This is a genomic window from Streptomyces sp. NPDC051907, assembly GCF_040681075.1.
Classification (GTDB): domain Bacteria; phylum Actinomycetota; class Actinomycetes; order Streptomycetales; family Streptomycetaceae; genus Streptomyces.
In genome coordinates, this window is sequence record NZ_JBFAYB010000067.1 from 39,984 (window position 1) to 49,821 (window position 9,838).

The 9,838-nt window shown below is 73.1% G+C and carries 6 protein-coding genes and 1 pseudogene; 1 reads left to right on the forward strand and 6 read right to left on the reverse strand.

Annotated elements, in window-relative coordinates:
* Nucleotides 1–48 precede the first annotated feature (48 nt).
* The 6 genes from AB0M39_RS28690 to AB0M39_RS28715 are packed head-to-tail and all read right to left on the reverse strand — an operon-like array spanning nt 49 to nt 8,913.
* Nucleotides 49–732 (reverse strand): formyltransferase family protein, encoded by a 684-nt coding sequence (locus AB0M39_RS28690; protein ID WP_365368841.1) that lies wholly within the window; start codon nt 730–732, stop codon nt 49–51.
* On the reverse strand, nt 729–3,866 hold the full coding sequence (locus tag AB0M39_RS28695; protein WP_365368842.1) for a non-ribosomal peptide synthetase: 3,138 nt from the start codon (nt 3,864–3,866) through the stop codon (nt 729–731). Before AB0M39_RS28695 ends, AB0M39_RS28690 begins: the two co-directional genes overlap by 4 nt.
* Nucleotides 3,867–3,868: 2 nt before the next feature.
* Complete coding sequence (locus AB0M39_RS28700; protein WP_365368843.1) at nt 3,869–4,903, reverse strand: NAD-dependent epimerase/dehydratase family protein; 1,035 nt, start codon at nt 4,901–4,903, stop codon at nt 3,869–3,871.
* Nucleotides 4,900–6,867: a fatty acid CoA ligase family protein gene (locus AB0M39_RS28705; RefSeq protein ID WP_365368844.1), complete on the reverse strand. Its 1,968-nt coding sequence runs from the start codon at nt 6,865–6,867 to the stop codon at nt 4,900–4,902. Before AB0M39_RS28705 ends, AB0M39_RS28700 begins: the two co-directional genes overlap by 4 nt.
* Nucleotides 6,867–7,862, reverse strand: coding sequence for a hypothetical protein (locus AB0M39_RS28710; RefSeq protein WP_365368845.1), 996 nt, complete (start codon nt 7,860–7,862; stop codon nt 6,867–6,869). The genes AB0M39_RS28705 and AB0M39_RS28710 overlap by 1 nt, the downstream gene beginning before the upstream one ends.
* A 1-nt stretch (nt 7,863) precedes the next feature.
* Nucleotides 7,864–8,913 (reverse strand): 3-oxoacyl-[acyl-carrier-protein] synthase III C-terminal domain-containing protein, encoded by a 1,050-nt coding sequence (locus AB0M39_RS28715; RefSeq protein ID WP_365368846.1) that lies wholly within the window; start codon nt 8,911–8,913, stop codon nt 7,864–7,866.
* Between the two features lie 773 nt (nt 8,914–9,686).
* Between AB0M39_RS28715 and AB0M39_RS28720 the strand changes: the two are divergent.
* A pseudogene (locus AB0M39_RS28720) lies at nt 9,687–9,838 on the forward strand (hydroxyurea phosphotransferase); the annotation flags it as partial.

The following is a 9,838-nucleotide window of genomic DNA, read 5'->3' on the forward strand; positions in this document are numbered from 1 at the left end:
GGAAGGCTGACAGCCCGGGCCGCCGGGCTGCCCCCCGCCCCCCTCGCCTCAGCCCAAGGCCGCCGCCAGTTCCGGGAAGTAGCCCGCAAGGAAGCCCAGGTCGGTCGCGCGGGCGAAGGCGGGGTGGTCGCGGTGTTGGGGGAGGCGGGCCAGGGCCTTGCGGCCGAAGTAGGCGCCGGCGTCGGGTGCCGGAGCTTGGGTGGGGTCTCCGGGCCAGGACGGGTCCGCGGCCACGATCGGCAGGCAGCGCTCGAAGAGGCCGTGGCAGGTCGCCAGGCCGCGGCGCAGCACCACGTGGTACGGCTCGTCCGGGCCGATCGGGTAGGAGTCGGACGTCAGGGTCGGGCCCGTGTCGATGCCCTCGTCGACCTGGTGCAGCGTGGCGGCGAACGCGCGCTCGCCGTTCAGCATCGCGTAGACCAGGGCCACTTCGGGCAGACCCCGGTACCCGGGCAGCGGGCCGTGGTGGATGTTGAGGACGCGCAGGCCGGTGGAGAGCACCGGAGCGCCGAAGATCATCCGGTTGTTGATCGACCAGACGACGCCGTCCGAGCTGGCGGCGACCAGCTCGGCGGCGACGGAGTCGATGTCCTCGACGGCCCGGAAGTCAACGTCCGGCCGGGCGGCCCGCGCGGCCGGGGCAGGCCCGCAGACCAGGTCGACCGGCAGGCCGCTGTCCACGGTGTGCTGGACGGCGCGCCAGAGCAGCGCGCCCTCTCCCACGAAGATCACGACGCGCTCCTCGTCGACTCGACGGCCGCGACGACCCGGCCGAGCGTCAAGTTCTCGCTCAACGAGCCGAGCCGAGCCAGGAACTGCTGCTCCGCCGCCCCTCCCAGCAGCTCCGCACCGAGCGCGGAGAGCATCTCCAGGACCGCGAGCGAGTCGCCGCCCAGCGCGAGGAAGTCGGACGACGCGTCGAGGTCGGCGGCGTCGCACCGCAGGACGCGGGCCCATATCTCGGCCGTCGCCTCCGCGGCGCTCTGCTCCCGCCCAGGACCGGATGCCTGCTCGGCCACGGGACCGGTCGCCGTCACCTCCGCCAGGGCCTCTGCCGCCGTGTCGGCGAAGGGGTTCGGCAGCGCGTTGCGGTCCGTCTTGCCGCTCGACGTCTCCGGAAGCCGGAGCACGGCAGACACCGCCGACGGCACCAGATGCGACGGCAGCGACCGCTCCAAGTCGGCGCGTACGGCGCTCTCGTCGAAGGAGGCGGCGCCCTCGGCCGGCACCACGAAGGCGCACAGCGCCAGCGCACCCGTGTCCGGTCTGCTGCGGGCGACCACCGCGGCCTGTGCGACGGAGGGCAGCGCCGTGAGCGCCGCCTCCACCTCGCCCGGCTCGACCCGGTGCCCGCGGATCTTCACCTGGGAGTCGATCCGGCCCGCGTACTCCAACTGCCCGTCGGGCAGCCGGAGCACCAGGTCCCCGGTGCGGTAGGCGCGCCGGCCGTCCGGCAGATAGACGAAGCGGTCGGCCGTCAGGTCGGGGCGGCCGAGGTAGCCGCGGGCCAGTTGGACGCCCGTCACATGGAGTTCGCCCAGCTCGCCGTCCGGGACCTCGTTGCCCCGCTCGTCGAGCACGGCCACGGACGTGCGGTGCACCGGCACTCCGATCGGCGCGGACCCGCGCTGGACGTCCTGGTCGAGGACGGCGACCGTGCAGGCCACCGTCGCCTCGGTGGGGCCGTAGACGTTGGCGATCAGACACTCGGGCCCGAAGGACGCGCGCGCCCGGTCGGCCGCGGTGGCCGTGAGGTTCTCGCCGCCGAGCTGGAGGGCGCGGATTCCCGTCGGGCGGATGCCGAGACGGGCGGCGAGGTCGAGATGAGTCGGCGTCAGACCGAGGGTGTTGGCCTGCCGCCCGGAGAACATCTCGCGCAGCTTGACGTGGTCGAGCTCGCCGGGCACCGGCACGACGGCGCCGCCGTGCAGCAGCGGCGGGAAGATCTGCATCACGGACAGATCGAAGCCGGGGGAGAAGGAGTACGCCGCCCGGGTCTCCTCGTCGCACCGCATGACGGGGGACAGCCAACCGACGACGTTGACCACGCTGCGGTGCTCGATCTGCACACCCTTGGGCTTGCCGGTCGAACCCGAGGTGTAGATGACGTACGCCAGGTCGTCCGGGCCGGGAGCCGCGGCCGCCAGAGCCGTGCGGCGGCCCTCGTCCTCGACGCTCGCCCCCTCGCCCGCGACCTCTTCGAGCAGGAGCGTGGTGCAGTCGCCGTCCTCCGCCTTGACGGACGCGTCCTTCTCCGCGAGACAGAGACGGGCCCCCGCGTCGCGCAGCAGCTCCTCGACCCGGCGCGCCGGATTGCGTACGTCGACCGGCAGGAAGGCCGCGCCGGCCTTCAGGACGCCCCACACCCCGGCCAGGCCCAGCGCCGAGCGGTCCGCCAGGACGCCGACGACCTCGCCGCGCCCGACGCCATGGGCGAGCAGCTCGGCCGCGACGGCGTCCGACCGGCGGTCCAGCTCCGCGTACGACCAGCGCAGACCGTCGCCGAGCACGGCGGGCGCGTGAGGACGACGGGCGACCTGCTCCCTGAACAGCTGCACCACCGTGGCGTCCAGCGGGGGAAGCCCGCCGGGCCCGGGGGCGAGCAGCAGCGAGGCCGCGCCGGGCTCCGCAAGCCGTAGCGCGGGCCGCGCGTGCGGAGCCGGCGCCCCCAAGGCGGACTCGACGCGGTCCAGCAGCTCCTCACAGCGCTCGCCGACGTCTGCCGTCCCCCGGGCGGAGACCACCACCTCGGTGTGCTCGGGCAGTTCCAGCAGCGCGATGCTGACCGGGATCAGCGGAGCGTGCACGGGCAGGGCGTACACGGTCTGCGCCGTGAAGCCGCCCGCGCTGAAGTCCGCCGGCGCGAGGCGTCCGGCGTTCGACACGATCGCCGACGCCAGATACCGGTGCCGTGCCGCGGTGGCGGCGCGCGAGGCGCCGAGCAGCGCCGCGGCCGCCGCCAGCGGCAGGCGGGCCAGCGTCGCCTCCGCGCCGGCCGCCAGCTCCTGCCGGGAGGCCAGCGCGCCGAGCAGCCGCCGGTGGACCGCGTCCGGGCGCTGGCCGGCGGGCACGTCGAGGAACACCGGCAGCGCCAGGTTCGCCGTCGACGTCACCCCCCTCGCGTGGCGCCGCAGGTCCACCGGGACCATGATGCGCGCCGCGCCGCCGCCGGACCCGGCGACCGCCGCCGAGACCTTCGCGGCCAGCGCCGCGTGCCGGCCCGCGACCGTACGCCGCCGCCATATCGTGACGTTCCCCGAGCGGCCCCCCAGCGGAGAGCGCCGGTCGACGCCGAGGCGGGGCCGCTGCCCGGTGCGGCCCACCGCGTCCAGCAGCGCGTAGTCGGCCAGCGCGTCGCGGGCGCCGTGCAGCGGCTCGCCGCGCAGCGCCCGGAACACCTCGGCGGCCCAGATCGCCGCGCCCTTGAGGTCCATCACGGCGTGCGACGCACGGAAGACCACGGCGCCGGGCGAGCCGGTGAGCAGGAGCACTTCGCAGCTCGGGCGGCCCTCCGCCTCGGCCAGCGGGCCGGCGAGCTCCGGCAGACCGGTGAGCGTCGAGCGGTCGAGGGCCCCGCTCTCGGCGACCACGACCCGCGCCGGACGTCCGCTGTCGATCCACATCCTGCCCCGGCGCACCAGCCGCGAGCCCGGGCAGGCCGCCGAGGCCTCGGCCACGGCCCGGCTCAGGGCCGCGGCGTCGATCGACCCGGTCCCCTCGACCACCAGTTGGAGCGTCAGCAGCTCGCCCAGCCGGGTGGCGGCCAGATACGACCACTCGGTCGGCGAGACGGGACGGTAGAAGGCGGCCGGTCCCCGCGGAGCGGTCCCTGCGCCGCCCGCCGTGGCGGCATCCTGCGCGGTCATGGCTACTTCACCTTCCTGACGAACTCTTCGACGCCGCCGATGCGGTCGATCCAGGCCTCCAGCCGGGCCATCCCGGCCTCGTGGCCGACCCGCGGCGGGGCCAGGTCCCGCTGCGCCGCCGACGTGTCGTACGTCGCCGAACGCGTCAGCAGAGCCAGCGTGTACCGGGAGATCGGCGGCGAGGAGCGCTCGGCCAGCGGCGGCAGCTTCCAGAGCATGTCCGCCGTGAAGGCGACCGCGCGCAGCACCCGCTGGTTGACCCGCCGGGTCGGCGGCCTGCCGCCGAACCGCTCCGCGAGCTGGGCGAGCATGCTCCAGGTCTCCACCGGCTGCTCGTCGGCTATGAAGTACGCCCGGCCGCCCACGCCGTCGGCGCGCGCCGCCCGCACACAGGCGTCGGCGGCGTTCTCGCAGTAGCACAGCGAGGCGTACACCCGCCTGCCGCCGGAGAGGTCGGGCAGGCTGCCCGTCATCATCTTCGCGATCAGCCGCGGCATGAAGCCGGAGTGGTCGCGCGGCCCCCAGACCGCCCGCGGGCGCAGCGCCACGGTCGTGAAGTCCGTACGGTTCGCGGCCAGGACCCGCTGCTCGGCGGCGGCCTTGGTCTCCGAGTACAGATTGAGGTGGCGGGCCGGGAAGGGCTCGCTCTCGTCGATGTCGACCTGGTCGCCGCCGCGGACGCCCATCAGCGCGCTGGGGCTGCTGATGAACACGAAGCGACGCGCGCCGGCCTCCTGGGCCGCCGACATCAGGCGCTCGGTGCCCGCCACGTTCTCGTCCCAGAACTGGGCGCGGGTCCCCCTGTCGGTGACCCGCGCCGCGCTGTGGTGCACGACGTCGACGCCGTCCATCGCGCGGCGGACCGAGGCGGCGTCGCGCAGGTCCCCGTACGCGAACTCGACGCCGGGAACGGTCCGCAGATAGCTCAGATCGCTCTGCTCGCGCACCAGGACGCGCACCTCGTCGCCGGCGCGTGCGCAGGCGTCGACGATATGGCTGCCCAGGAACCCGGACGCGCCTGTCACCAGTGCCCTCACGCGGCGGCGCCTTTCTGCTTGCTGCTGCGTCGACGCCACCACGTCGCCCCGAACACCATCGTGAGCGCGATCGTGGCCCAGGGCCTGCGCCCGGTGGCGAGCTCCTGCTCCGCGCGGAGCGCGGCCGGTATCTGGGCCGCGTGGACGACGACGCTCAAGAACGCGTCGATCCACCACAGCCAGGTCAGCGTCGCATGGTCCCAGGGCAGCAGCGGCCAGGCCGCCAGATACGCCCACCCGGCGAGCGGGACGGCGCGCAGCGCCTGGTCGGCGGCGGACGGCCGGCGGCTGCCGGTGAGCCGGTCCTCGGCCCAGCCGGCCAGCAGCTCCCGGCGGATCTTGGCGTTGTGCCGGACGTCCACGGGGAACGCCGGATGCGGCAGGAACTTCTCGATCGTCTTGGTCACCGTGTTGTTCGCGCCCAGCGCGCGCAACTCGCCCTCGATACGCGGCCACTGCTCGCGCTCGACGCCCGGCGCGAGCTCCACGCACAGCACGGGCCGCTGCCCGCCGTCGGGGCCGAAGCCCACCAGCGCGGTGCGCGCGACCTGAGGATGGGCGTTGAAGACGCCTTCGCAGCGGACGGTGTGCAGATCGCCGTCGGCGGTGCGGACGCGGTGGCTCTTGCGCCCGCAGAACCAGATCCGGCCCTCGCCGTCGATCCATCCGACGTCGCCGGTGCGGTGCCAACGGCGCTCGCCGTCCTGGATCTTGTGCTCGGCGTCGGCCTGGGCCGCCTGGAAGTAGCGCGGGCTGACGGCCTGCCCGCTGACCACGATCTCGCCCATCTCGCCGGGCGCCAGCGGCAGGCCGGGCGTCCAGCGGGGGACCGGCCCGTCGCTGACCTCGATGGCGCGCACCGTCATGCCGGGCGCGGGCCGGCCGACGCACACGCCCATGCCCTCGGCGGGGCCGTCGGCCGGCCCGGCCAGCGCCTCGCGGCTCTCGATGAGCGCCATCGGCAGCGCCTCGGTCGACCCGTAGGTGCTGAACACCCGGGCCTCGCGAGGCAGCACGGCGCGCAGCGCGCCCATCAGCTCGGGGCTCACCGGTGCGCCGCCGGAGACGATCATGCGCAGCGACGGCACCTGGGCGCGGGCCTGCGCGAGGTGCGCCGAGAGCGGGCCGAGGACCGCGGGGGAGGCGAACATGGCGTTGACGTCGAAGCGTTGGATCGCGTCGGTCAGCAGCGCGGGGTCGGCGGCGCCGACCCGGCCCATGTCCATCGTCGGCACCACCACCGTGCGGCCCGCCGCGAGGTCGAACACGCCCATCAGCGGCAGGGTGACCAGGGAGGCGGTCATCTCGGCGTCGTAGTGGCCGCGCTCGACTCCGTACGCCATGCCCAGCAGCATGCCGACCGTGACCTCGACCGGCTTGGCCGGCCCGGTGCTGCCGGTCGTGTAGCCGATCAGCGCGAGATCGTCCGGGTCGCACTCCAGCGGCGGAAGCTGCGGCAGACCGGCGCCGAGGGCGGTCAGCTCCGCGAGTCCGCCGCCGTTCCTGCCCTTGCCCACCGTGATCACGCTCTTGACCCCGGCGAAGGCGCGGGGGCGCAGACGCCGCACGATGTGCGCGGCCGGCACGCCGATGAAGGCCTGGACGCCGACCCGGTGGATGCAGTCCAGCATGCGGCTGAGCCCCATGCCGGGGTCGACCACCACGGGCACCGCGCCGAGGTGCATCAGCGCGAAGACCAGGGTGAACAGGTCCGCGCCCGGGGTCACCAGCAGCGCGGTGCGCGTGCCGCGGCCGATGCCCTTCGCCTCCAGCGCGGCGGCGCAGACGCTGACCTGGGCGGCGAGTTCGGCGTAGCCGACCGAGGCGTAGGCGGGCCGGCCGTCTGGCTCCAGGCGGCCGTCGGGGTGGACGACGGCGGCCCTGTCCGGTGTGCGGATGGCGTGCCAGGCGAGCAGTTCGGCCAAGAACGCGTCCTGGCGCAGTCCGGTTGCGGCTGCGGGCATCAGCGAGCGGCCCCTTCCGCGTCGCCGCTCAGGGCCCTGGCCGCCGCGCCGCTCATGTCCCCGGTCTGCTCGCCGGTCAGACGGTAGAGCGAGGCCGCCGAGGTCAGGCCCGCGCCGACGGCGAGGAAGAGGACCCGGTCGTGGCCCGCGAGCCGGCCCGCGTCCTGCGCCTGGCGGAAGCCGTAGGCGAGCGCCGAGGTGTGCGGATCGCCGTCGAGGCCCTCGACGGTGACGGCGGCGTCGGACGCGAGCCCGAGGCGCTTGGCAAGACGGGAGGCGAAGTCCGGCGACGGCTGGGAGGTGACGAGCAGCGTGCGGTCCAGGCTCGCCGGCGACGCGGCGGCGTCCGCGCCGTGCTCGGCGGTCAGGCAGTCGCGCACCGAGTCGACGGCCAGGTCGAGCATCCGCTCCAGTACGTCCCCGTCGCGGTCGACGGCGATGCTGTTGCGGCCCTCGGCGCCGACCTCGTCCAGCGGCACATAGCCGTTGACGCCGGGCGAGCCCGGCAGCGAGCGGTGGTGGACCCGGCCGAAGCCGCCGGCGTCGTCCGTGCGCTCCAGCAGCAGCGCCGCGCCGGTGCTCGCGTACGGGAACTCGGCGGTGCCCGCCTTCGCCGTGTTCATCGAGGGGTGCGTGTCGGCGGAGACCACCAGCACCCGGTGCGCGTTGCCCGCCGCCAGCAGCGCGCCGCCGGCCTGGACGGCGTTGAGCACCCCGCAGGCGCCGTTCATCAGGTCGAACGAGAACGCGGATCGCCGGTCGGCGGCGTGCAGATAGTCCAGGTTGATGCCGATGCGCTTCTGGATGAGCGCGGCGATGGACGGCTCGGAGATGTTGGAGTCGCGGTAGACGCCGACGTTGATCAGGACGTCGACGTCCGCGGGCGCGAGCCCGGCCTGCTGGAGGCAGGCGCTGCCGGCCGACGCGGCGTAGGCGATGGCGCTGCCGGTGTCGTCGGCAGGGCAGAGCGCGGTGGATGTGATGACGGTGGCCATGTCAGACCTCCAGAGAGGAGACGGTCGCGGACAGGAAGCCGGTCACCACACCCGAGGCGGCGGGCACCAGGAGGATCTTGGAGCCCTTGGGTATGCGGCGCTCCGCCAGCGCCTGGTGCAGCACCAGATAGTGGGAGGTGGTCGCGGTGTTGGCGAACTTCTCGACGACCGAGAGCGACTCGGGCATCGGAGTGTCGAAGATGCTCTCGCCCACCTGGTTCATGAAGTCGACGAACCTGCTGCCGACTTGGTGCTGTACGACGAAGTCGTATCCCTCGTCGGCGAAGCTGCGGCCGTCGTCGGCCAGCTTGTCGCGGTGGAAGGTCGGCCACAGCGAGAGGCGGTCCTCGGCGTGCATCACCTTGTTGTTGGTGTACATGGCCAGATCGCCGGTGTCGTCGCTGGGCATGCCCAGGCACAGATGCGAGTACTCCGAGCAGGTCATCAGCTCGACGTCGTGGATGACGTCCGCGTCGTCGACGGCGCGGTCGACGACGACGGCGACGGCGGAGTCCCCGACGGAGAGGGACGCGAACTGGGGGTCCCGGCTGTCCTCCATCTCGCGTGCGGCGGTGAAGGCGATCGGGGTGATGTGCTCCCCGCTGAGCACGAGGCCGTTGCGCACCTCGCCGGAGCGGATCATTCGCTCCAGCAGATAGACGCCGGTCATCATGCCCGCGCAGGCGTTGGAGACGTCGAAGTGGATCGCGCTGGTCGCGCCGAGCTCCTGGGCGATGCGGTAGGCGAAGGACGGCTCGAACTGCAGGCGCCGGCCGTCCGTCGTACGGCTGATGGAGCAGGAGATCACGATGTCGATCTCCTCGGGGGCGTAGCGCGAGCGGTCCAGGCAGTCGCGGGCGGCCGAGACCGCCATCGTGAGGGAGTTCTCAGGGACCTCGGCGGTGTCGTCGGCGACGCGGCGCTCGGCCATGCCGGTAATCTTGAAGAGGTCGAATTCCGGGGCTTTCTCCATATGGGCGAGGAGTTCCGGAGTACTCATGACCGCCGAGGGGAGATACGCCCCGATGGACTCCAAACGACTGTTGTACACAAGCCTCTCCTGGTGGTTTATCGTTCACGCGGCGCGCTGACGCAGCGAATGATGAATAGACGTCAGGCGATGTCTATCTGCGTCGTGTTCTTCTGCGGTGAAGGCCCCAATACATTCTGGTTTCACCGCCGGTCCGGCCTGGTCCCGCTCCACGGGACCCCGGACGCCGGGCGCGCTCCACGACGTTAGCGCACGGCTCAGGGGGGTTTGGCGCTCCTGGCCTGTGATGATCGACACTCGACGCTCACAGGGGGGCGCCGTGCGTGATGACCGAAAAGGGGCGGCCGAATATGACGGCAAGATGTCGGGGAGCTTGCGCCCCGGATGGCCTCTCAAAAAGCGGAACCGGCCGAGGGGTTGCTGCGGCGGCGGCTTGATCGCGCTGGAGCTGCAATCCTCTGGCGCGCCGCGCTTCCCGGGCGCGGAGTACGGGAATCTGGATTTCAGATTCCCGAGTGTGTGCAATGCGGCCGATCTCGCTGGCTGAATTTCGACGACGCATCCTGGCGCCGCGACCTCTGTTCGGGGCGGATCGCTCGTGCTGTGCGGGGCGCCACACCGGTTCCGGCGCGGCTCGCCTTTCGGCCAATCGTGATCGGCCGGGGGGCGGTTCGCGTGGAACGGGCGGCACGGGACGTCGGCCTCGCCCCCTCACCCGGGGCGGGTCGGTCGGTCCGTCGGTGATGTCGGCTCAGATCGTTCGTACACGGCGGCACGGCGTGGAGCGCACGTACGTTGCAGGGGGAAACGCGGATCCGTTGAAGGAATTCTGAATGAGCACGTCAAAAAGTGTCGAGGTCCCCGACGCCCTGGCCGCGTCGTACGCCAGAAGCAGCGGCGAGGAGGGGAGGAAGTGGATCACCGATCTGCCCGGCCTGGCCTCGGAATTCCTGGAGCGCTGGGAACTGCGGCGGGACGGCGAAAG